The organism is Vibrio sp. SCSIO 43140 (assembly GCF_023716585.1).
Taxonomy (GTDB): Bacteria; Pseudomonadota; Gammaproteobacteria; order Enterobacterales; family Vibrionaceae; genus Vibrio; species Vibrio maritimus_B.
Genome location: NZ_CP071850.1, coordinates 485,282 through 510,890, shown reverse-complemented (window position 1 = coordinate 510,890; position 25,609 = coordinate 485,282). Strand labels below are relative to the sequence as shown.

At 48.3% G+C, this 25,609-nt stretch carries 13 protein-coding genes; 4 read left to right on the top strand and 9 right to left on the bottom strand.

The window, feature by feature from the left end:
- Nucleotides 1–48: 48 nt before the first annotated feature.
- The 5 genes from ilvN to erpA all read right to left on the bottom strand — a co-directional run bounded on the left by ilvN (nucleotide 49) and on the right by erpA (nucleotide 7,602).
- The gene (gene ilvN / locus J4N45_RS02590; RefSeq protein WP_006072691.1) at nucleotides 49–543 is read right to left on the bottom strand and encodes an acetolactate synthase small subunit; all 495 of its coding nucleotides are present in this window, start codon (nucleotides 541–543) and stop codon (nucleotides 49–51) included.
- Between the two features lies 1 nt (nucleotide 544).
- Nucleotides 545–2,281, bottom strand: coding sequence for an acetolactate synthase 3 large subunit (locus tag J4N45_RS02585; RefSeq protein WP_252013440.1), 1,737 nt, complete (start codon nucleotides 2,279–2,281; stop codon nucleotides 545–547).
- Nucleotides 2,282–2,701: 420 nt separating this feature from the next.
- Entirely contained in the window at nucleotides 2,702–5,863 is a 3,162-nt protein-coding gene (locus J4N45_RS02580) for an efflux RND transporter permease subunit (RefSeq protein ID WP_252013438.1), read from the bottom strand.
- Between the two features lie 8 nt (nucleotides 5,864–5,871).
- Nucleotides 5,872–6,978, bottom strand: coding sequence for an efflux RND transporter periplasmic adaptor subunit (locus J4N45_RS02575; RefSeq protein ID WP_252013436.1), 1,107 nt, complete (start codon nucleotides 6,976–6,978; stop codon nucleotides 5,872–5,874).
- 282 nt (nucleotides 6,979–7,260) lie between these two features.
- On the bottom strand, nucleotides 7,261–7,602 hold the full coding sequence (erpA, locus tag J4N45_RS02570; RefSeq protein ID WP_042475971.1) for an iron-sulfur cluster insertion protein ErpA: 342 nt from the start codon (nucleotides 7,600–7,602) through the stop codon (nucleotides 7,261–7,263).
- 315 nt (nucleotides 7,603–7,917) lie between these two features.
- Here erpA and hemL point away from each other — a divergent pair, with 315 nt between their 5' ends.
- From hemL to J4N45_RS02550, 4 genes are all read left to right on the top strand, one after another.
- The gene (gene hemL / locus J4N45_RS02565) at nucleotides 7,918–9,210 is read left to right on the top strand and encodes a glutamate-1-semialdehyde 2,1-aminomutase (RefSeq protein WP_128648001.1); all 1,293 of its coding nucleotides are present in this window, start codon (nucleotides 7,918–7,920) and stop codon (nucleotides 9,208–9,210) included.
- Between the two features lie 342 nt (nucleotides 9,211–9,552).
- Nucleotides 9,553–10,626 carry an AI-2E family transporter gene (locus tag J4N45_RS02560; protein WP_419153449.1) on the top strand — a complete coding sequence of 358 codons (1,074 nt, stop codon included), beginning with the start codon at nucleotides 9,553–9,555 and terminating at the stop codon, nucleotides 10,624–10,626.
- 66 nt (nucleotides 10,627–10,692) lie between these two features.
- Entirely contained in the window at nucleotides 10,693–11,715 is a 1,023-nt protein-coding gene (rsmC, locus tag J4N45_RS02555; protein WP_252013433.1) for a 16S rRNA (guanine(1207)-N(2))-methyltransferase RsmC, read from the top strand.
- Between the two features lie 236 nt (nucleotides 11,716–11,951).
- The gene (locus J4N45_RS02550; RefSeq protein WP_252013431.1) at nucleotides 11,952–15,338 is read left to right on the top strand and encodes a hybrid sensor histidine kinase/response regulator; all 3,387 of its coding nucleotides are present in this window, start codon (nucleotides 11,952–11,954) and stop codon (nucleotides 15,336–15,338) included.
- Between the two features lie 100 nt (nucleotides 15,339–15,438).
- Here the strand turns inward: J4N45_RS02550 and acnB are convergent, their stop codons facing one another.
- The 4 genes from acnB to hrpB all read right to left on the bottom strand — a co-directional run bounded on the left by acnB (nucleotide 15,439) and on the right by hrpB (nucleotide 25,599).
- Nucleotides 15,439–18,036, bottom strand: coding sequence for a bifunctional aconitate hydratase 2/2-methylisocitrate dehydratase (gene acnB, locus J4N45_RS02545; protein WP_252013414.1), 2,598 nt, complete (start codon nucleotides 18,034–18,036; stop codon nucleotides 15,439–15,441).
- Between the two features lie 318 nt (nucleotides 18,037–18,354).
- Nucleotides 18,355–20,673, bottom strand: a complete 2,319-nt coding sequence (locus J4N45_RS02540) for a patatin-like phospholipase family protein (RefSeq protein WP_503055689.1) — start codon at nucleotides 20,671–20,673, stop codon at nucleotides 18,355–18,357.
- 76 nt (nucleotides 20,674–20,749) lie between these two features.
- On the bottom strand, nucleotides 20,750–23,140 hold the full coding sequence (gene mrcB / locus J4N45_RS02535) for a penicillin-binding protein 1B (RefSeq protein ID WP_252013413.1): 2,391 nt from the start codon (nucleotides 23,138–23,140) through the stop codon (nucleotides 20,750–20,752).
- Complete coding sequence (gene hrpB, locus J4N45_RS02530; protein ID WP_252013412.1) at nucleotides 23,137–25,599, bottom strand: ATP-dependent helicase HrpB; 2,463 nt, start codon at nucleotides 25,597–25,599, stop codon at nucleotides 23,137–23,139. The genes mrcB and hrpB overlap by 4 nt, the downstream gene beginning before the upstream one ends.
- Nucleotides 25,600–25,609: the final 10 nt, after the last annotated feature.

Sequence of the window (25,609 nt, the reverse complement as noted above, 5' to 3'; positions counted from 1 at the left end):
ACAAAAAAGCCAGTCCTGAGACTGGCTTTTTTCATGCTTCTAGAAGCGTTATGGCTTCAGCGCTCGTTCACCGCGAGCAATACCGACAATACCGCTTCGAGCCACCTCAACCACGTCAGTGACCTCAGACAAAGCTGAAACAAACGCATCGAGTTTTTCCGCCGTACCAGCAAGCTGCACCGTGTACTGAGATGCCGTAACATCAACGATCTGACCACGGAAGATGTCTGCTGTGCGTTTCACTTCTGCACGAGCAAAGCCACTTGCTTTAACCTTCACCATCATCAGTTCACGCTCGATGTGGTCAAACTCCGTCACTTCTTGCACTTTCAAAACATCAATAAGCTTATGAAGCTGCTTCTGGATCTGCTCAAGCTCCATTTCATCCGACTCAGTGGTGATATTGAGTCGCGATAGTGTCTCGTCATCGGTCGGCGACACGTTCAAAGATTCGATGTTGTAACCACGCTGAGAGAATAAGCCAACAACGCGAGACAGTGCGCCAGGTTGGTTTTCCATTAGTAGCGAAATGATATGTCTCATATTAGGTTCTCTCCGTCTTGCTTAGCCACATCTTGTGCATGCCTTCCCCTTTGATTTGCATAGGGTAAACGTGCTCGGTCTCGTCAACATTGATATCAACGAAGACTAGGCGGTCTTTCATTTCTAATGCTTTTTTCAGACCTGATTCCAGTTCACTTGGGTTCGAGATTCGAATACCAACGTGACCATACGCTTCTGCAATCGCAGCGAAATCAGGAACAGAGTCCATATATGAGTTAGAGTGACGCCCTTGATAAATAATATCTTGCCACTGTTTCACCATCCCTAAGAAACGGTTGTTCAGGTTGATGATCTTAACTGGAACGTCGTATTGCATTGCCGTAGATAGCTCTTGAATATTCATCTGAATACTGCCATCACCTGTCACGCACACGACCTCTTCATCTGGGTAGGCAAATTTAACCCCCATGGCCGCAGGGAAGCCAAAGCCCATCGTGCCCAGACCACCAGAATTAATCCAGCGACGTGGCTTGTTAAACGGATAGTAGAGCGCTGCAAACATCTGGTGTTGACCGACATCGGAAGCAACAAACGCGTCTCCACCCGTCAGCTTGTGAAGCACTTCAATAACTTGTTGTGGCTTGATGCGCTCTTCTGAGGTTTCATAGCCAAGACAGTTTCGCTCTTTCCATCCCGCAATATCATCCCACCACGAGTTGAGTGCCGCTTCATCGTTCGTGCCACCCTGCTCGACAAGCAGTTTGAGCATGGTCTCTAGTACCACATCTGCAGAGCCTACGATAGGTAAGTCTGCGCGCACGTTTTTCGAGATAGACGATGGGTCGATATCAATGTGAACAACCTTAGCGTCAGGGCAGTACTTATCTAGATTGTTGGTGGTTCGGTCATCAAAACGAACCCCCACGCCGAAGATAAGGTCGGCATTATGCATTGCTAGGTTTGCTTCGTATGTACCGTGCATACCTAGCATGCCTAAAGAATTCTTATGTGTACCAGGGAAGGCGCCCAGCCCCATCAAAGTACTCACTACTGGCAGGTTCAAGGTTTCTGCCAGCTTGACGATATGTTGGTCCGCTTCAGACATAATGGCACCGCCACCCACGTAAAGAACCGGCTTTTTCGCCTCTAAGATCGCCTTAAGTGCTTTTTTGATCTGCCCTTTATGCCCAGATAGTGTCGGGTTATAAGAGCGCATCTTAATGGCTTCTGGATACTCGTAAGGGAACTTAATCTGCGGATTCATTACATCCTTTGGAATATCCACAACAACCGGTCCTGGACGACCTGTTGAGGCGATATAAAAGGCTTTTTTCAGTGTCTCTGGAATATCTTCCGCACGCTGCAATAGGAAGCTGTGCTTAACCACAGGGCGTGATACACCAACCATGTCACACTCTTGGAACGCATCGTTACCAATAAGGTTGTTTGGTACGTTACCAGATAGCACAACCATAGGGATCGAGTCCATATAGGCGGTTGCGATACCTGTGATGGTATTGGTCGCTCCTGGGCCTGAACAAACCAGTACTACACCTGGTTTACCTGTGGCGCGCGCATAGCCATCGGCCATATGTGTTGCAGCTTGTTCATGACGTACGAGAACGTGTTGGATGTTTTCGCGCTTTTCGTGCAGCGCATCGTAGATATCGAGAACGGAACCACCTGGGTAGCCAAAGATCTGTTGTACACCCTCGTCAATCAAAGATTGCACGATCATCTCTGCGCCAGATAGCATTTCTGGGGTTGAATCTGCCATATTGTCTCCTTACCAGTTACCTCAACAATTAGGTCCTTGCTGAGCTGGCATTACATAGTTAGGTCTTATTCGTAGCCTAAATCGAAATTACTCACTTTCGGCTATGTCACATAGCTTGTCATAACAAGCAGTATGTTTACGCAACAACTTTAACGCTTTATTTGCATCAGGTCTAACCCGACAAACATCGCAAAAAACACACTTCCCTCTGAAATAGCCTAATCGCCAACATTTGTTACAGAGCGAAGCCAAGACACAACCAAACCATCGACATAACCTCGTAAATTCAGAGTAAAATTCTAGATAACAAATCAAAATATGGCACAAACCTATCAGCTGTCCTGATTATTTACTTGAAACGACTCTTGCAAGCCAATAAAAAAGCCCCATCTCAAAAATCGAAAATGGGGCTTTGGAAGCTTAGGCAGCCTTAACGGGCTTTTTTTCAGGTTTTGACCTCAACTTTCGCAGTGTTCGCCTGAGTATTGAGGGCTTCTTTTCCTGCTGCTCTGTTCGACCTAGCATCAGCAAACACGGCGTCAGAACCAGTGTCAGTACTGTCGCAAATGCCAATCCACCAGCAACCGCCGTTGCAAGCTGAGACCACCACTGGGTGCTCGGTGCGCCAAACTCTATCTTTTGATTGATCAAGTCAACGTTCATCTCTAGAACCATAGGCATCAAACCGAGTATGGTGGTCACAGTGGTCAAAAGCACCGGACGCAAACGCTGCACCCCTGTACGTAGAATCGCATCGCGCTTCTCAAGACCACGCTTAATAAGCTGGTTATAGGTATCAATCAAAACAATGTTGTTGTTGACCACAATCCCCGCCAGAGCGATCACACCAATACCAGACATGATGATGCCAAATGGACGCTGGAACACCAACAGGCCTGCAAACACCCCGACCGTTGAGAAGATAACCGCACTCAAAATAAGCAAGGCTTGGTAGAAGCTGTTGAACTGAGTTATCAAGATAAGCGCCATCACAGCTAACGCGACCATAAAGGCACTTTGCAAAAACTCAGAAGAATTCTTCTGCTCTTCATTTTGCCCTTTGATCTTGAACTCAACACCGCTTGGTAGCGCAATACCATTAAGCTGTTCAATAAACCCTGGCAGCTCAACCGCAAGGTTATAGCCTTCTGCCATATCCGCTTGAACACTAATGATACGAATACCATCGAGACGATTAATCGTATCTTGTTTCGGCTCTGACGTGATCTGGGCGAAGTTGGTAATAGGTACCAATCCAGCTGGTGTTTTCACTCTCAGCTCATCAAACCGCCCTATGTCTCGATGCTCTTCTGGGAAGCGCACCAAGATATCCACTTCTTCTGTGGAGTCATCAGGAAGGTAATCGCCAATCTTTAGACCATTAGTCACAAACTGAACCGTGTTACCCACCAAGGTAGCATCGGCTGCAAAGCGCGCAGCATCATCGCGGCTTATGTCTATCTGCCAATCAATCCCCGGTTTATTAGAGGTATCGCTGATATTGGTCAGCTTGTCATTACCATCAGCCCAGCGGCGAACGGTTTTAGCGGCTTCATCTAGACCTTCTGGGAATCGAGCGGACAGCTCAATCACCAGATCATGTTCAACCGGAGGACCCGCGTCAGGGAACTTATATTCAATCTCGACCCCAGCAAATTGATCGGTGGTCTGTTTGAGCTCCTCAATAATGGCATTCACTTTACGGCGATATTGCCAATCCACTGGCGTTATCTGAATGACACCAATCTCATCCTTGCCGCCTGTTTTGGTATAGACACTTTCAAACTCATCATGCCCAAGCATCACCTTCTCAACCACACGCATCACTTCGTCTTTCTCATTGATAGACAAATCACCGTGTGAGCGCACTTTAACGTTAAAGTACGGAGGGTCCACTTCTGGGAAGAACTCTGCCCCTAGACCCGCCTTGTTGTAGGCAAAGCCCACGCCAATCGCCATGGCAATTGCCAACAACAGGATTTTTAATGGATGACCCAGAGCGATATTCAGTGTGTGGTAATAGAGTTTGGTGATCCCGGTAGCTTTATCAAACTGTCCCTCATGCAGTGCCACCATCTTGGTTTGCTGAGCTTTAGAGACATATTGAGGCTTACCAATAAGACCGCCCAGCACTGGCACAAACAGCAGCGCCATAACAAGGGATGCCGTTAGCGTGGCAATCAAGGTCATTGGTAGGTACTTCATGAACTCGCCGGTAATATCAGGCCAGAATAGCAATGGGGCAAACGCTGCCAACGTCGTTGCTGTCGAGGCGGTGATCGGCCACGCCATTCGCTTAGCCGCATCTCGATATGCCTCTTTTCGTGGTGTGCCCTCTTGCATTCGCCTATCGGCAAACTCGGTAACCACGATCGCGCCGTCCACCAACATACCAACAGCCATAATAAGAGAGAACAGCACTATGATGTTGACGGTGAGCCCAAATACCGAGAGCACTAATAGGCCTGTTAAGAAGGAACCCGGAATCGAGATCCCAACCAATAGAGCAGTTCGAACGCCAAGGATCGCGATAATCACGATAACAACGAGGATAATGGCGGAAAGGATGTTGTTTTGCAGATCATTGAGCATGATCTTTACATCTTTTGATTCATCTTTGGTGAACTTCACCTGCAGGTTATTCGGCCACTCATCTCTCAGTTGAGCCTGTCTCAACACCTCTTTGACCAAAGTCACCGTTTCGATGATGTTCTCGCCCGCTCGCTTTTTCACATCCAGTACAACAGCTGAGCGGCCATCAAGACGGGCAAAGCTGTCTGGGTCACGAAAGGCTCTACGCACAGTTGCCACGTCACCAAAGGTAATAACCTGCTTGCCATCAACCTTAACAGGCAGCTCCAACACATCTTTTAAGCTATTGAAGACTGAGGGAACTTTCACTGAGAAGCGCCCATAACCAGTATCAACAAAGCCCGCTGCTACAACACGGTTGTTTAGCGCAATCAGGTTATAAATATCACCTTGATCGAGCCCGTAGCTCTCTATCAACAGCGGATCGACCACGATCTCAACGATGTCTTCACGATCACCGGCAATATCGACCTCAAGGACTTGTCTGTAGCTTTCTAATTTGTCACGAAGCTGTCTCGCTAACTGCACTATGGTCCTCTCGGGAACCGTGCCGTATAGCACGACAGACAGCACTGGCTGTTGAGAGGCAAAGGTCACTTCGTTAACCGTTGGCTCGTCGCTGTCTTCTGGTAGCTTAGGTTTGGCCAAATCAACCGCATCTCTGACGTCAGCCATAGCCTTGGTAAGATCAACACCAACGTTGAACTCTAGAGTGACAGAGCCATGCCCCTCAGATGCCACCGCCGTCATCTCCTTTACGCCTTCAATAGAACGAAGCTCTTTTTCTAGCGGCCTGACAAGAAGTCGCTCAGCATCATCAGGCGATATTCCTTGATGCCCTACAGAGACGTAGATGATCGGTATCGTAATATCCGGACTCGACTCTTTAGGAATCGTGTTATAGGTCACCACACCGGCAATCAGGATCATGACCAAGAGTGTAAGCATAGTTCGGGCGCGAGACAGCGCCGCATCAATCAATGAATACATGCTGCCCCCTACTGCTGCTCAGCGATTTGATTCGCCTCGTCCACACTAATGGCATCCACTTCATCACCGTGCCTAACAAATCCCTGCCCGAGAACGATGATATCGCTGCTATCGCCAAGACCGGTGAGCCAAACACCATCTTGCTCAGCTTTAACGAGCTGGATTGGCACAAAATCAACGCGATTGTTCTTGAGGGTTTTCACGCCCAAATTGCCCGTCTCATCAAGCGCAAGCATGGCTGGGGTGATCTTGATCGCCATTTGCTGGTCAAGTGCCAGTTCCACCTCAGCACTCACCCCAGCAGGGATACGTTGATTTGGATTCGGCACAGCGATTTCGATAGGGAAGGTATTGGTCGAGACGGAAGAAACACGCGATATGTAGCGCAAAGTACCCGTCACCTCTTCACCGCCGATAAATCGGATCTTAGAGCTTTGATTAGTACTTAACTTTTGAATGTGACGTTCGCTCACATCCGCTTCAATGACCAAGGTTTCCAAATCAATGAGTGTCGCAACCGGATCGCCGATGCCGACGAAATCTCCGAGCTCAATCGATAAGTGATCAACGATACCGGTAAACGGCGCGGTCACCGTGGTGTTTCTTAATGCTAATCGAGCGGCACTGACCATTGCTTTTGCTTCGGTCAGATTTGCTGCTGCGGTTGAGTAGGCAACCTCTCCTTGAAGGCCTCGGCTCTTTAGCGATTTAGACGCGTTAAACTCTTGTTGTCTAACGTTTAGCATCGCTTGAGCACGCTCAAGCTGAATGTTCAAATCACCCTTGTCTATTTGGGCAATGGCTTGTCCCGCTTTTACACTATCGCCTTTTTTCACATTAAGCTTGATGATTTTTCCCGCAATTTCAGCACCCAGTTTAGCGGTGCGATCGGGAGCCGTTCGACCGTACAAATCGATCTTCTTTTCTATGTTTTCAGCAGTAAATTCTTGATAGACCACACGGGCTAGCGGAATGGTTTGTTCTTTTTTCTGAGGAGGTGCTTCTTCCGCCTTTAGCACACCAAGGCCAAGCCAAATAGACAAAGCGATCACGCAGACCAAAGAGATTAGCCAAGGACGTCTTGATAAAAAGCTGCCACTTTGAGTGGTTGCCATAGTAATTTCCTTATTATTGTATTCCGACACTAACGTTGTTTAGTTAAATCAGTGACTTTGTACGTATAAAGGTCACTGTTGGTTCTAAAAAACAATTAGCAATCAATCGTTAAACGATACCCTACTGTTTAACGCGCTAAGCTGACTACTGTCGCAATTTTAACAAAACGAGAAGCGGCAGTTGCAGACAGTTTTGCTACGAGTCTCGCATTTTTTATCCGATTGACGATTTGTAGAGACAAAAAAAGGCGAACCTAAAGTTCGCCTTTCTAACCACACTAATTAGACACTGAAGGATGCACCGCATCCACACGTCGTTGTGGCATTTGGGTTATTCACGAAGAAACGTGACCCCTCAAGACCTTCTGTATAGTCCACAGTGCCACCAACAAGGTATTGTAGACTCATTGGGTCAACGACTAGCGTTACACCACATTTTTCGATGGTAGTATCACCATCGTTAACGCTTTCATCAAACGTGAAACCGTATTGAAAACCACTACAGCCACCACCGGTGATGTAAACACGAAGCTTAAGCTCTGGGTTTTCTTCTTCTGCGATCAGCGCTTGTACGCGCGTTGCCGCGGCATCAGAAAAATTTAATGGAATAGCTACATCACTCACGGGAACCTCTCTTGCTACTCAATCGCAACAGCCCTTCACTTATAGTGATCTAAAACGAACACTACTGGCAAACCAGCCTTGCGACGACTCAACAGCACTCGATACTTAGTCGAGCATCATTGTCTTTTGTAAAGTTATTGGTTTCGATTATCTAATACCTGAGTGCTTCGTTCAAGTATTAGACAAACTCAAATTAATAGAGATGTACCCAAAACTCGTATCAATATAAGAAAATGTGCTCAAAACACTTCTCGATTCCGCTTGGAGATGTACAATGCTGCACACTTGGTCCGAACAAGCAAAGAGGAACTTTCCATGACCAAATCAGCTGAGCTGTATGAAAAAGCGCAACAGACCATCCCTGGTGGTGTTAACTCTCCGGTTCGTGCCTTTAACGGCGTAGGTGGTTCACCTATCTTCGTTGAACGTGCCGATGGTCCATTGATTTTTGATGCTGATGGTAAAGCGTATATCGACTACGTAGGTTCATGGGGTCCAATGATCCTTGGTCACAACCATGCTGTGATTCGCGATGCGGTTATTGATGCAGCTCAACGTGGCCTTAGCTTCGGTGCCCCAACTGAAATGGAAATCAATATGGCGGAGCTCGTTCGCAAGCTAGTACCTTCAATGGAACAGCTTCGTATGGTGAGCTCGGGTACAGAAGCAACAATGAGTGCTATCCGCCTAGCTCGTGGCTACACAGGTCGCGACAAAATCATGAAGTTTGAAGGTTGTTATCATGGCCACGCAGATAGCTTGTTGGTAAAAGCGGGCTCTGGTGCGTTAACACTTGGTCAACCTAGCTCTCCAGGTGTGCCTGCCGATTTTGCAAAATACACCCTGACAGCTCGCTTCAACGATCTTGAATCAGTAAAAGCACTGTTTGAAGCAAACAAGGGCGAGATTGCCTGCATCATCGTTGAACCAGTTGCGGGCAACATGAACTGCATCCCACCAGTTGAAGGCTTCCACGAAGGCCTGCGTCAGATCTGTGACGAAGAAGGCGCACTGCTTATCTTTGATGAGGTAATGACAGGCTTCCGAGTTGCTCAAGGCGGCGCTCAAGCTTACTACAACATCAAACCGGATCTAACGACGCTTGGCAAAGTAATCGGCGGTGGTATGCCGGTAGGTGCGTTTGGTGGTCGTAAAGAAGTAATGCAACACATTGCGCCAACGGGCCCTGTTTACCAAGCGGGTACGCTATCTGGCAACCCAATCGCTATGGCGGCGGGTTACGCTTGTTTGACGCTATTGTCTGAAGAAGGCAACGAAAAGCGTCTGGCTCAAAAGACCAAACAACTTGCTGACGGTTTCAAATCACTGGCAGACAAACACGGTATCCCGTTGGTCGTAAACCAGGTGGGCGGCATGTTTGGCTTCTTCTTTACTGAGCAAGAGACTATTACTTGCTACGAAGATGTCGCGAAATGCGATATCGAACGCTTCAAGCGCTTCTTCCACCTAATGTTGGACCATGGTGTTTATCTAGCACCTTCAGCGTTTGAAGCCAGCTTCACCTCATTAGCTCATGGTTCAAAAGAGATCGATGCAACGCTGGAAGCCGCTGACCGCTGCTTCGCTATGCTGGCGCAAGAAGCATAATCTCAAGCTGGACGCTAATTGATTAATGGAAAGGGCTGAACAATTCAGCCCTTTTTTATCCCTGCCAGTTGAGAACCGCCAATAATACCAACAGCCCAATTGTGATTGTAAACCATGGTAAAGGGCGTCTTTTTTTCTTACTCTGTTCACAGTTTTTTTCACCGCTACAACAGCCCATAACCCACTCCTTTCTCGTCAATTCTGACACTATTTTAAATTGATCACTCAAAGATTTACGTCCATTATATGACCAACACTGCGTATGTCTGTCGGCTTTTGTCGAACGCAGAACGACATAACGCTAAACACGTCCAGTGAAAAGGAAACTCTGTGAACAACAAAATGAACGTGACCGCCAGCCACTGGGTGCTCGTCGTAGCCCTGCTATTTGCCGCGTTTGCCTGCTATCTTTTGGTGGAGCCTTACATCAACTCCATTGTCATGGCCTTTATCTTGTCACTGTTGATGTTTCCAATCCATGAGTGGATCGAGCGTAAGCTGCCGAAACACAAAAACATCGTTGCCTTGCTCTCCTGTATCGTATTGACCTTTATTATCGTCATGCCGCTCATGCTGGTATTTAGCGCTATCGTTCAACAAGGCTCCGTGTTCTCCCAGAACATGTATCAATGGGTGACTGGCGGGGGTATTCAGGAGGTCATCGCCCACCCTTGGGTTGTGACTGGTCTTGATTTTGTTAACGAGTACCTGCCTTTTGATGCTATCAATCCGCAAGATATTGCTCAGAAAGCCGCTGAGTTTGCGACTTCACTAGGCTCAAATTTAGTCGCGATGAGCGCCAAGATCTTAGGGGACGCAACCAACTTCCTGATGAACTTCTTCTTGATGTTGTTTGTTTTGTTCTTCCTTTTGCGCGATCACGACAAGATCATCGCCGCGATTCGTCATATTTTGCCATTTTCTCGCAGTCAAGAAGATCGCCTACTCAACGAGATCGAAAAAGTGTCAAAGTCTGCGGTTATGGGCTCATTCTTAACCGCAATTGCTCAAGGTGCGGCTGGCGGATTTGGTATGTGGATGGCCGGTTTCCCAGGTCTGTTCTGGGGCACTATGATGGGCTTTGCATCATTCATTCCGGTCGTAGGTACCGCGCTTATCTGGATCCCGGCGACGGCGTATTTGCTGATTACCGGTGAAACTGGTTGGGGGCTATTCTTAGCTATCTGGAGTATCGCCGTTGTTGGCTCTATCGATAATGTGCTGCGCCCACTGCTCATGCAAGGCAGTGCTGGCATGAACACCCTAATGATTTTCTTCTCACTGCTGGGTGGTATCCATTTATTTGGTCTTATCGGTCTGATATACGGACCGCTTATCTTTGCGATTACCATGGTACTGTTCAACATGTACGAAGAGGAGTTTAAAGAATTCCTCGACGGGCAAGATAGAAGCTAGAGTCTTTTTTCAGGGAGGGGTTTGTGAGAGAATCGCCTCCCTTTTTATTTCGAGAGAAACATCGCCATGGCAAGCTACATCGCACCCAGTCAAATCGCAGAACGACAACTAGAGTATTTTGCAGACAAACGTGTATTGGTCATTGGCGAGATTGAGGACAGCTTTCCAATTGAACTGAGTCGCCACTGCAACAAGGTGACGGTTTTTACCAGCAACTACATTACCTATCGCTCCCTACAATCATCATCGAAGATTCGCACTCTATTCGGTGCATCACTTCCTGATGATATTGATGCAGATATGATCTTGCTGTACTGGCCAAAAGCAAAAGCTGAGGCACAAATGCTGCTGCACATGTCGCTGGCTGCGCTCGGCAAAGAGACAGAGATCGTCGTCGTTGGTGAAAATCGCTCAGGGGTAAAAAGCATTGAAAAGATGTTTGCCTCTTATGGCCCTATCAACAAGTACGACTCTGCAAGACGCTGCTCCTTCTATTGGGGTGTATGCCACGAAACGCCAGAAGCGTTTGATCTAAATAGCCAAATTAAGACTTATGATGTGGAACTTAACGGTGTTGAGATAAAGGTCAAAAGCCTACCCGGTGTATTTAGCCATGGTGAATTTGATCACGGTACCCAGTTACTGCTCAATAACCTACCAGAGCTAAAGGGTAAGGTGCTCGACTTTGGTTGCGGTGCGGGCATTATCGGTGCTTACATGGGAATTAAAAACCCAGACATCAAGCTAAACCTATGTGATATCAATGCCTTTGCTATTGAATCAAGCAAACAAACCTTAGAGGCGAATGGCTTGTCTGGCGAGGTGTTCGCCTCTGACGTCTACTCCGACACAGGCAAGGGCTATGACTTCATCGTCAGTAACCCACCTTTTCATGCGGGCCTAGACACCAGCTACTCAGCTACCGAAACCCTCTTGGCTGACGCACCTAACCAGCTAAATAATCAAGGCCAGCTTTGGATTGTTGCCAACAGTTTCCTAAAGTATCCACCTATCATTGAGCAGCATTTTGGCAACTGTGAAACCGTCGACAAAAATCGCAAGTTCGCCATTTATCACGCAGCAAAATAAGCACTTTACAGCATATTGTCTTCTACCACTTGGTGACATCTTTTGGATCCAAGTGGTGCATTAAATACGCGTTTCATCACCACAAACCTCCATTTTTCCTACAACCTTAACCACCCATACACATTTTTGTGTGCCTCAACACGCTTTGCCCGTCACTTACTTGCCAACAAAAATTAAGTCGATAAATTGGTTAGGTTAAGAGTATCTTATTGATAATGTGAGAGTGCATAGCCCCTATGTTGAAGTTGCGTCGCAAACAGAAGTTCAAACGGTTGCAAAATACCTTGATGATGGCGTTTTTGGTGTTAAGTATTACGCCGCTGACGATCATCGCTTTGTTCTTTCTAAACGCACACAGCCAAGATCTCCGCGATCAAAGCACCTCTCATCTCGTTTCACTGCGCGACACCAAACAACAACAGCTACTCAACTATTTCCAAGCGCAAGAATCTGAAGCCATGGGGTTTGTTCGCTCTGAGCTTGCCTACGCAAGTGGTGGACGCTTCTATGGCCTGGTCAATGCATTTCAACGTCTTGGTGACGATGTAGAGCAAGCGAGAAAGCATGCCCAGGAGCGCTATATTCAAGGCTCTGGTGATAAGATCAAAACCGCGATTCTCCCTGATTCCAGCAGTTTTGTTGGCAGTGAGCGCTACCGACTATTGCACAAACGTTATCATCGAGCTTTTATGGAGCACCTAAAGCGCTCCGATTTTGACGACATCATTTTAGTGGATCTATCGGGTAACGTGACCTACTCGGTATACAAATACGACTACTTTGGTACCAATCTAGAAACCGGTGATTTTTCGACGCAGGTATTAGGCGAAACCTTTAAGCGCCTCAAGTCAGAGGTCAGCAGCAAACGCAAAGAAAATGAAGAGTACACGCCTGTCATTGTCTCGGATTTTGCTCGCTACAATGACAAACAGTACGCTTGGATCGGCGCACCCATCATACAGCAAGGCTATCTTCACAGTTATGCCATGTTCCGCTTGCCGATAAGTGGCATCACCAAACTTGTCACTGACGGCACACCAGCAGACATTGATATTCTTTTAGTTGGTAGCGATCACTCGGCGAAATTACTCGGACTCACGCCAGAAACTATCGCCAACAGTGACAAAGTCATCGCCATGGCGCTATCAGGTATCTCGGATGTCAGCAGCTATCAAAGTGCCCTAGGTAAAGATTACTTTGCCGCGTTCACTCCTATTGCGCTAGGCACGACACACTGGGCGTTAGTTGTCGAAACGCCAGAAGCCATCGCGTTTGCTAGCGTAGAACAGCTTGAAACCTTATTTGTGATCGCCATGCTCACCGCCATCGTTGTGGTAGTTGCTGCCTCGCATTACCTGTCTAACTTCATTACCTCACCACTTCTCAAGCTAACATGGGCAGCGGAGCGTGCCTCTGGTGGCGATCTCGAACCTTCCATTATTAGCCTAGAGCGCGGTGACGAAATTGGTCGCTTGGCATTGAGCTTTGAGAGAATGAGACGCTCAATTAAAGACAAGATTGAGCTGATTAAGAGTCAAAACCAAGAGCTCGAACAGAGCCTTGCCATCATCAAGAAACAAAATGAGGAGTTGCAGGTTGCTGACAAACTCAAAGATGAGTTCCTAGCCACCACCTCTCATGAACTTCGAACCCCACTGCACGGCATGATAGGCATCGCTGAGGCAATGATCTCTGGTGCGAATGGACCTATCGGGGCGAATCACAAGTACCAGCTAGACATTATCGTCAACAGTGGACAGCGCCTCGCAAGCTTAGTCGACGACCTTCTCGATTATCACAAAATGCGTTATGGCAGCCTGGATATAGAACGCTCTGCACTTAGCTTAACCAGCACCACGCAACTGGTCATCGAGCTTTCTAATCACCTGATCGGTGATAAAAAAATTCGCATAATCAATCAGGTACTTGAGCCTCTTCCTTATGTATCGGCAGATCCGCAACGTTTGGAACAGGTACTGTATAACCTACTCGGCAATGCCATTAAATACACCAACGAGGGTAAGATCGTTCTCTCTGCCACGGCCATGAACGACCACATTCGCGTTCAGGTCGTCGATACAGGTCAAGGCATTCCTGCCCAGCAACTTGAACACATTTTTGAGCCACTCGTTCAAGCTGGGCACGATTCAGGTCACTATCGTCAAGGCGCAGGCCTAGGGCTCTCTATCAGTCGTCAATTAATTGAACTGATGGGCGGCTCACTCTACGTCAGTAGTCAACCGCATGTTGGCACGACTTTTAGCTTCACGCTTCCTCTTGCGACCCAAGAAGAAATTGAAAAACAATCTCAAACCAACAGCGTCAGTCACTTTCAGATCGCGGAATCCACAGAGTTGCAGCTCGAAGAGGAAGAAGTACTGCCAGAGAACCCTGATGGTCCTGTGCTGTTGATCGCCGATGATGAGCCGGTTAACCTTCGAATCCTCGAGAGCTTCTTAAGACTTGAAGGTTATCAAGTCAGGCTTGCAAAAGACGGCATAGAGGCCTTAGAGCAGATTGAAAAAGAGAAACCAGAGCTACTGCTTCTCGATATTATGATGCCAGGAATGAGTGGCTTTGAAGTGTGTGAAGCCGTGCGAGAGAAATATGATCATGCCGCCCTGCCCGTTATTATGCTGACCGCACTTAACCAACCAGAGGATAGAGTGCGCGGTTTCGAGCTCGGCGCCAATGACTATTTAGCGAAACCGTTCAGCAAGCCAGAGCTCGCAGCCCGTATCGCGGCGCATCTGCAAGCCAGTAAAGCCGAGGAGCGTCGCGCCGAAAACCAAACCCTTAAGTACGAACTCAAACAGCGAGCATTAGTGGAGGCAAGTCTACTCGAGACACAAGGCCGTTTAATAGAACAGCTTGATAATGCGCCTGAAGCCATCTTGTGTATTCGCGAAGATTTAAAGGTACAGTTTGCTAACCAAAGCGCGGCTCGATTATTCAAGCGTACCATCGAGCAACTGAAACGAGCCAGCATCGAAGAGTTGATTGCACCTAAGTTTATCCACCTCAATCAAGAACATTACTTTGGCGAAATCGACGCCTTCGTCGACGATGTACGTCAGCATATCAATGCCGATGTTCTTACTCTACCGCAAGGTTCAGGTCTGAAAAGTATCTATATCTTCGAGCAGGGACAATCCCTTGATGCAAGCAGAGTGAAGAACCTAGAGACCGCCATCGATGCACTTTCTACTTACGCTATTGAGGGCGATAAAGCCAAACTCAGAGAGCTCAAAGAGCTTGGTGGCGAGTTTACTCGCTTGGCAGATAAGGCTGAAGGCGAAGAAAAATCTCGACCAGAAATCATGCGTGAAGTCCTCGTTGAGACTATGACAAGCTCACTAAGTTACTGGGAAGAGGTGACTGGACAGTCCAAGTTTGCTTTTGCAGAGCAAAGTGGTCTTTGGCGCGTCTATCTTGATAGAAGCACACTGCAAACCAGAACACTCGACAAGTATTTAAGGCTAGAAACCTTGCCGAAGACACCGAGGTGGCGCACGGTACTCAGCTCGGTAGAGTACATTCTAGAGCACTGCCACAAGCAAGGGCCTGAGCGAGATTACATCATTAGCCTACGAGATAAGCTGCAGCGATTACTCACCAGCTAGTGAAACTCCCCAATTGCCATAAGGCAGACAATAAAAAACCACGGTTAGTACCGTGGTTTTTTGTGCCTAAACAAGGCTCACTGAAGAGCCTTATTGGCCGTTATGCAGGCTCTTGGAAAATCACAGTGTCTGCTTTTTCCGTGTACTCAGCCATACGGTGGAAGTTTAGGTAACGGTAAGTATCCGCTGCCGTCGGGTCAATCTGCTTCATGTACTCTAGGTATTCTTCCTTCGTTGGGATCTTACCAAGAATCGCACCCACTGAAGAAAGCTCAGCCGACGCTAGATAGACATTGGCACCAGTACCCAAACGGTTCGGGAAGTTACGTGTCGAAGTCGACATTACCGTCGCTTCGTCCGCTACGCGAGCCTGGTTACCCATACATAGTGAACAGCCCGGAGTTTCAATACGAACCCCAGCACGGCCAAAGATACCGTAGTAGCCTTCTGCTGTGAGCTGGTCACGGTCCATCTTAGTTGGTGGCGCAACCCATAGGCGCGTATCAAGCTGACCGTTGTACTTCTCTAGAAGCTTACCAGCGGCACGGAAGTGACCTATGTTCGTCATACATGAACCAATGAATACTTCACTGATTTCAGTACCTTGAACTTCAGATAGTAGACGAGCGTCATCTGGGTCGTTTGGCGCACACAGAATTGGTTCTGTCACGTCAGCCAAGTCTATTTCAATCACGTGAGCGTATTCTGCATCGCCATCAGCTGTCATTAGCTCTGGGTTTGCTAGCCACTCTTCCATGCCAGTGATACGACGCTCAATCGTACGGCGGTCGCCATAGCCTTCAGCAATCATCCACTTAAGCATAGTGATGTTCGAGTTCAGGTACTCAGAGATAGAGTCTTGAGATAGCTTAACGGTACAACCCGCGGCACTACGCTCAGCTGATGCGTCAGAAAGCTCAAATGCTTGCTCAACAGTTAGGTGCTCAACACCTTCAATCTCTAGAATACGACCAGAGAATTCGTTGATCTTACCCGCCTTCTCAACCGTCAACAGGCCTTGCTTGATGCCGTAGTAAGGGATGGCATGAACAAGGTCACGTAGCGTGATACCCGGCTGCATCTCACCTTTAAAGCGAACCAAGATAGACTCAGGCATATCCAGTGGCATAACGCCTGTCGCCGCAGCAAACGCAACTAGGCCAGAGCCTGCAGGGAAAGAGATACCTAGAGGGAAACGCGTATGAGAGTCACCACCTGTACCTACTGTATCTGGCAGTAGCATGCGGTTTAGCCATGAGTGGATAACACCATCACCTGGACGAAGCGATACACCCGCACGGTTCATAATGAAATCAGGCAACGTATGGTGCGTGTTCACATCAACCGGTTTTGGATACGCAGACGTGTGACAGAATGACTGCATGACAAGGTCAGCTGAGAAGCCAAGACACGCAAGGTCTTTAAGCTCATCTCGCGTCATTGGGCCGGTTGTGTCTTGAGAGCCAACCGTTGTCATCTTAGGCTCACAGTATGTGCCCGGACGAATGCCTTCAACGCCACATGCTTTACCCACCATCTTCTGAGCAAGCGTATAGCCTTTACCTGTATCTTCAGCAGCCACAGGAAGACGGAACACCTCAGAAGGAGCAAGGCCTAGAGATTGACGCGCTTTGTCTGTTAGACCGCGGCCGATGATAAGTGGAATACGACCACCAGCACGGACTTCATCAATCAGTACGTCTGTTTTTAGACCGAACTCAGCCAGTGTTTCACCAGTTGCGTGGTCGCAAACTTTGCCTTCGTATGGGTAAACATCAATCACATCACCCATGTTCAGTTTCGTCACGTCAACTTCGATAGGTAGCGCGCCTGCGTCTTCCATTGTGTTGAAGAAGATAGGTGCAATCTTACCGCCAAGTACGTAACCGCCAGCGCGTTTGTTTGGTACGTTAGGGATATCATCACCCATGAACCAAAGCACAGAGTTGGTCGCTGATTTACGAGATGAGCCGGTACCCACAACGTCACCGACATAAACTAGCTGGTGACCTTTCTCTTTCAGCGCTTCGATCTGTTTGATTGGACCAATTGAGCCTGGTTGATCCGGTTCAATACCATCACGAGCGTTCTTAAGCATTGCTAACGCGTGCACAGGGATATCTGGGCGCGACCAAGCATCTGGTGCTGGAGATAGGTCATCGGTGTTTGTCTCACCCGTTACCTTGAAAACAGTGAGCGTGATCTTTTCTTGAAGCTCAGGTTTCGATAGGAACCATTCCGCTTCAGCCCAAGACGTTAGCACCTGCTTCGCATAAGCATTGCCAGCTTTTGCTTTCTCTTCGACATCGTAGAAGGCATCAAACATGAGCAGTGTGTGTGATAGGGCTTTAACCGCGATAGGGGCGAGCTCTGCATCATCAAGCAATGACACAAGAGATTCGATATTATAACCGCCTTGCATTGTACCCAGCAGTTCAGCTGCTTTTTCACGGCTCACGAGAGGTGATTCCACTTCACCTTTGGTAATGGCCGTCAGAAAGCCGGCTTTAACGTAAGCAGCTTCATCAACACCTGGTGGGATACGATTCTCTAGGAGGTCGAGGATAAACTCTTCTTCACCTTGAGGCGGGTTCTTTAGTAATTCAACAAGTCCTGCAACTTGTTCAGCGTCTAAGGGTCTAGGAACAACTCCTTCGGCAGCACGCTCTTCGACGTGTTTACGGTAGGCTTCAAGCACGACTTTTTTCCTCTCATTGCGGTCCCTCCTTATAATTAGAATTCGGAGTGGACATCCTTGGAAACTTGGCTCTCCCTTGCCATTGGTCGTCTTCAACTAATTGAATCAACAGCGCCAGAGAGGCCAAACTGTGGGGCGAAGGATATCAAATTTAACGTTAAATTAAAATCTTCCCATTTTGACCAACATTGCAAGTTTGAGTAAAAATCAACGATTTCTGACTAAACTAGCAGCGAGTTAGCGTCAAGATGACCCTTCATTTTTAGCATTTATATTCAAAATAATCCTGAGTGATGACGAACTCTAGAATCATAAAAATTAGTAAGCAGCACCAATAATCAAGTAGAAGGAGCGCAGTCCTGTCTCAACCTGTCCATAAGAGAGCATGATTGGACCAACAGGTGAGTCAATCCCTGCAAACAGTGAACCAGCCAAGTACAATGGCGCATTAGATAGGTTTCTATCGCCATCCCACACCCCGCCATATTCCGCTGATGCACCCAAATATACCGGTGATTGGAACATGCCAAAGTCGTTATCAAACCAACGATATCGATAGACGACACTGCCAAACACCTTGTTTTGACCAATCAAGCTGTTGCGTGGAATACCCGACATGTTCAAGAAGCCGCCTAACTCTCGAGGACTCACCGGTAACGAGTCATTCTCCGTTTCAATCATACCCGCGTCAAACGAGCCAACAAAGGTATTACGCCCTGTGGTATGAGCATATTTCGTTTGGATGCTAATTTCTTGAGCGTGGTCTGAAAACTCTGATATTCCAGCATTTATGTTTTGTTCGCCACTATCGCGAGAGTGCAGATACTCAAGGTCTACATACCAACCTTTTGTCGGCAAACTAAAGTCATCAAGCGTATCAAGGCGGTAGTTTACAAATAAGCCACGACGGTCAAAATCAAACTTGCCAGCCGATGGTAATGGAGAAACAAAAGACTCCCCTTTAGTGAACCGCGCACCAACCTTAAACTCTTGCCACAAAGTAGGTTGATAGCCGGCGGCTACCTCTCCTTGCCACTCTCGATAAGTAACAGGAATGAAATCTGCACTGCCTTCTAGCGCCGGAGTCACGCACTCCTCTTCCGTTTCATTCACCTGACAAAGCACGCTTCGCTTATCACTGTTGTACTTAACACCTGCTAACCAAAAGAAATCTTGATTGAGCATAAACGGAGAATAAAGCTCTGCTTCAACGCGTTTATCGGTGCCGAAGTCGGCATTGACGCGCAACTCTGCGCCACGATCATTCAGGTCGGTAAAGTTGGTAGACACACCGATAGAGTAGAAACTGTTGGCGTTAAAGTCCTCTTCTAGGTAGAAACGGAAGTCCATGTAGTTTGGTCCCCAAGACTTCTCTTTGACGTTAACGATTAGGTTGGTTTCCCCTTCCACCTCTTTGTACTGATAGGTAATGAGTTCAAAACGATCCAGCGCATAGAGGTCTTCGATTCGTTGTTCAATTTCGTCGGTTTCCAACTGCTCGCCAGCGGCAAGCCCCAAGCGCGTGGTAATGAGCTCGTCGCTATAATGGCTTTGGTTATTTATCACTATCTTGTCGACGACGTTCTCGTCACCGTAAACCAGCTCTCTTCGTGCCGCTTGCTTGTCATCAATATAACGTTGATAGTTAGCACCATTGACAGACAAAGCTCTGAGTTGCTGTTCATTTTGATAAGCAGCTTGATAACCCAGCTCATAAGCGTCTGGCATTGAAGAGAAGTCCGTTGTGGCAATCTGACCCACCGTTGGGTGTAGATAGATATCTCCCTCCTCCAGAGCCTGCATCTGCTCTTCAGTACTTCGACGCACTAAATAGTTCGATAGCTGCTCACCTACAGTAAAGAAACTGCTGAAGTCTTCTCGCGTTTTGTAGTCACTGCTGATATCGACGGCAATGATAATATCGGCGCCCATCTCTTTAGCGAGTTCGACCGGCATGTTATTGGTCACGCCGCCATCGACCAAGAGATAATCACCAAGTTCATAGGGTGGTAACGCGCCAGGGACGGACATACTCGCCATCATGGCATCGACAAGGTAACCATCGCCCAACACAACAGGCTCTAGTTTTAGAATATCCGTCGCGACGGAACGGTAAGGAATAGCCAGCTCATCAAAGGATTCAAATGCAGGAAGGTTGCCGGTGGTCTTACGCAAGATACGCAGCATATTTTGGCCTTGCACCACGCCTTTCGGTGCTTCGATAGAGCCAAAGTGTAACCCTAAATCGGTGCGGATTTGGTATCGGTCTTCCGCTTCTTTATCACGAACCCGACGCTGGCTTCGACTCACTCGATCTCGATAGCCATTGTTCCAATCGACAGTGTAAATAAAGCTCTCGATCTCTTCAGCACTCATCCCTGTGGCGTAGAGTCCGCCTACATAAGCACCCATGCTGGTACCCGTGAGGATATCGACAGGGATTTGCATCTCTTCAAGCGCTTTTAAGACGCCAATATGTGCCGCGCCTTTGGCACCTCCGCCAGCGAGCACGACACCTATCTTAGGTCTATCCTGAGAGTTCAATGCAGACTCTGTTGAGTCTTGAGCTGCGACCATTCCACTGCAAGAAAAGGCCACGACGGCTACCAGCCAATGAGTTAGGCGTTTCACATTCATCCCTAAAAGCGCTTTGTTATTATGGTTAATATATCAATATATTAGCCGTTCTCAGAATAATTAACACTAGTCCAATTTACCAATCAAATAGATTTTTGATCCACTGTTTGGGCTGATTATCACAAGAGGCCTTGAGCTGTCCGCCTTCATCCCATACAGGCAATTGGTATTCATTGTGACAATCGAGCTGCAAAGCCCCATCACTCTGCTTAGCGAAGCCGATCATGCTAATATCCTTGGGCCAAGGCAGGACCAGCTTTTCTGGAATACGCGCAGCAAGATAATCGGAGTACACTCGTAGCGCGCCACTCGAACCGGTAAGCTTGGTCGACTTGTTATCGTCGCGCCCAACCCAGATCGTCGTCACTTCACGCCCATCGACACCCACAAACCAGCTATCACGCGTGTCATTACTGGTGCCCGTTTTACCTGCAAGGGCAGCCCATGCAAACTGGCTATTAAGGTAGCGGCCAGTCCCTTCTGCAACCCCTTTTTTCATCGCAAAAGTAGTCAGCCAAGCCGCTTGCTGAGGCACCTTCTGTTGCGCCTTTGGTAGCGAGCGATAGATGACATCACCCTCAACCGAAACAACAGAACGTAAGGTGGATAGCTCAGCCTGTCGACCCGAGTTAGACAGCGTTTGGAACATCTGCGCTACTTGGTAAGGCGTCAGCGATAGGGACCCTAAGAACATTGAAGGAACAGGGCGAATTTCATTCGCATCGACACCCAAGCGAACAAGGGTGTCCGATACATTTTTGATGCCCAGCGCCATACCTAAGCGCACCGTCGGCACGTTGAGTGATTTTGCTAACGCTTCGTAAAGCGGTACATCGCCTCGGAACTTACGGTCGTAGTTTCTTGGCTGCCAAACGTTGCCTTTGCTTCCTTTTAGGGTGATTGGCGTGTCCTGAAGGGTACTCGCGAGATCATAGGCCTCTGGCTGCTCTAGAGCTGTGAGATAAACAGCGGGTTTGACTAGGGAACCAATCGGCCTGCTGGCATTAAGCGCTCGGTTAAATCCGCTGTAACCCGTACGTTTACCGCCCACCATAGCTCGGATTTCACCTGTGTTACGATCAACCGCAACCGCCGCCGCTTCGAGCCCTTTGCCCGATGTCTTTTCAAGCTGCGGGATACGTTTAGCGATGGCTTTTTCAAGTTTGTCTTGCGATACGGGATCAAGTGACGTGTATATACGAACGCCTTTCGACGACGTCATCTTGTCACCCACTTTACTACGCAGTTCACGCTTTAGCTGTTGGAAGTACGCAGGCTGACGACTGGCAATTTGTGGGTTCTTTTGCAAATCAAGATCGCGCGAGGCGGCCATTTCAAACTCACGCCCCGTAAGCATGCCTTGGTCCATCATCAGTCGTAGCACTAGGTCACGACGCTGTTTGGCACGCTCTGGGTGACGAATTGGGTTGTAATAAGATGGTCCTTTGACCATACCCACCAGCATAGCAAGCTGGTCAATACGTAGGTCTTGCAATGGCTGACCAAAATAGAGACGCGAGGCGAGACCAAAACCATGAATCGCTTCACCGCGACTTTGACCAAGGTACACCTCATTGAGATAGGCTTCTAAGATCCGGTCTTTGCTGTAGCGGTAGTCCAAAATCAGCGCAATCAGCACCTCACGGACCTTACGCCATAATGTACGCTCACTGGTCAAAAATAAGTTCTTGGCTAACTGCTGGGTTAGCGTACTGCCACCTTGAACGGTTCTGCCTGCACGAATATTGGCAAAGAAAGCACGGGCGATTGCCGTCGGTGAAACACCATCGTGCTGATAAAAGTCTCTATCTTCGGTGGCAATTAATGCATCGATCATGACCTCAGGAAACTGATCTCGTCTCAAGAAAAGTCGCTGCTCATCCGCTTGTTTCTCGAGCATGCCCAGCATCTTAGGTTCGATACGCAGAAAGCCAAGATCACCCTTTTTCTCTAGTGATTGGATGCGCGTCAGCGTGCCATCATTAAAGTAAAGCATGACATGGCGATCAGGCTCAGGGCCATCAGCAAACTCAAAGGGGCGACGAATGAGTTCGACTTTACTGGAAGACGACGAGTACTCTCCGGGATGACGCGGCTGAGACACTTTTCGATAACTGAGGACATCCAACTCATTACGCAGTTGTTGGACTGTGATCTCATCACCCACCGATAGATTGAGCACTCGGGCATAGACTACCGTTGGCAGCTCGAACAGCTCACCCTCGAAGCGCTCTTTCACCACTTGGTCCAGATAGTAAAGCACCGCCCCCATAGCGACGACACCGACTAACGCAAGCTTCCAGCCGATAGAGAACAGACGCTTACCCCAGCCGACCTTACGTTTGCCACGCGTCGATTTACGCTTGGGACGTCGTGTGCTCGTTTTACGTTTGGTCGCTGGCTTAGCCGCGCTCTTTTTAGGCGCTGGTTTCTTTCCCGCTGCTGCTAACTTATTTCTTGTTATCATGAATCTAATTGTCTTTTGGTTTTACTGGTGGCTTGATGATTCATTGGGTCATCTGGCCATGGGTGCTTGGGATAGCGCCCCTTCATTTCTTTCTGTACTTGCTTATAAGCACCTTGCCAAAACGCGGCAAGATCTCGAGTAATTTGCAGTGGTCTTTGTGCTGGAGAAAGCAGCTCCAATACAATGGCTTGCGTCCCTTTTGCTATCGTTGGTGACACTTTTTCACCAAACATCTCTTGAAGCTTCACGGACAACGTTGGCGCCTCACCAACCCGATAGCGGATCTTCTTACGATTTCCGGACGCCACAGTTAGATGTGTCGGTAACCATTCATCGAGTTGCTTCGCTTTCTCCCAGCCGAGTAAGGCTTCTAAGGCGGCGACAACATCCACTTTTTTTAGCTGCTTGGCATTTGTTACGCCATGCATAAAGGGCAGTAACCATTCATCCAGATTCGCCAACAAATCTTTTGAAGACATGGCTGGCCATTCGTCATTCTCTAGCCATAGTGCGGCGCATTGCACACGTTGAGTTAGCTCCTCGGCTTTGTCAGTCCAACTCAACACACCTAACCCTTTACGTTGAACGTAACCAAGCAATGCCTGTGAAATATCCGCATCTTCAGGAACTGTGGTTTCTCTACTTTCCACCACGAGAGCCCCGATGCGACGCTGCTCACTGGCGACAACGCGTCCTTTGTTATCGTCCCAATCCACTAGGGTTGCCTCATCGACCATCTCAGGCAACAGAGTATTGATCTGCTCAAAAGTGACCGGAGCCGCTTTGAAGATGGCGCTACTGCCCTGCCCTGTTCTCATCAAATCCACTGCCACCAGCATAGTTTCATCCGACAAACGATGCTGTTGATCCACAGAAGCACCATGACCATTGGCAAGCACGTAGAAGCCTGACTGCTTACGAGCTAAGGCTATTCTATCTGGGAATGCCAACGCTGCGACAACGCCAAGTAAAGATTCGTCAACTTCATTAACATTAAAGCGACAAGAAAAGCGTGATGATAAGGTTTTCGCTCGCTGTTTCAGAGCGTTGTTTCGTGGGTGTCTCGCTTGTTGCCAGCGGTGCAAAGATTGACGAAGGTCGACTTCATTACGCTCTGGCTCTTCAATCAAAGCGCATAATGCAACCGCACTCTTCAAGGCTTGCTCACCAATGAGGTTCGCTTGTAGCAGCATACTTGCCATTCGAGGCTCAACGCCTAACTGATAGGCTTCATTGCCAAGCGCTGTGGCTTTCCCCGTGTCATCGATAAGCTTTAGCGCAATCAGTAGCGACTTTGCTTGCTCAAGATGAGTAAATTTAGGTTCATCGATCCACGCGAGATCACTTGCCTCATGACAACCCCAGCGGATCAGTTCGAGCTGAAGCGAAGCGAGATCACTTCGCAATATCTCTGGCGTGCTCTGTTCAGGCTGTGCCTGAAACTGGCTCTCACTGTAAAGACGGACACACAAACCTGGCTCAGTCCTTCCCGCACGACCCGCTCGCTGAATAGCGGACGATTGTGCGATACGTCCTTGCTCTAGCTTTGATATTCCGGTCTTTAGATCGAACCAAGCCTGATTTTCTAAACCAGAGTCCACCACAAGGCGGATACCTTCAATGGTCAACGAGGTCTCGGCGATATTGGTCGCGAGTACGACTTTGCGCTCTCCTGCCTTGGCTGGCTGTATCGCAGCCTGCTGCGTTGCAAAGTCTAACTGACCGTAAAGTGGGCAAACTGTGGCATCTAGGTTGGCAATTTGCAGCAGTTCTTGTACGCGCTTTATTGCCCCGACTCCGGGAAGAAACGCCAGCAAGGATCCAGACTCACGAATAAGTAGCCTCTCTATCTGCTTGGCCATAAAATCGGGCAGATAATCATTTTGCGACATGGGCTGATAATCTATGTCGACCGGATACGTGCGCCCCTCTGATTGAATAAACTGAGCGGTTGGTAACACCCGAATAAGGTCATCTGGATCCAGCGTGGCTGACATGACGACGATCTTAAGATCTTCTCGCAGTGCCTCTTGGCTCTCTAGAGCAAAGGCTAACGCGGTATCAGCATGTAAACTGCGCTCATGAAACTCATCAAAAATGATCATATCGATGCCAGTCAGCTCAGGATCATCTTGCAGCATTCGCGTCAATATGCCTTCGGTGACCACTTCAAGCTTGGTGCTTTCACTCACTTTAGACTCACCACGGACTCGATAACCCACCTGCTTACCGACGGGCTCTCCCAGTTGGGCTGCGACATACATTGCGATGTTTCGCGCCGCTATCCGACGAGGCTCAAGCATAACGATCTTACCCGGGATAATACCCGACTGAACCAGCTTGAGGGGAAAGTGTGTCGACTTACCCGCACCTGTGGCCGCTTTTAAGATGATTTGATCCGATGTGCGAATAGCTTCAAAGAGCTCTGGCAGCACGTGTTCGATGGGCAATTGTGACAACGCAATGACC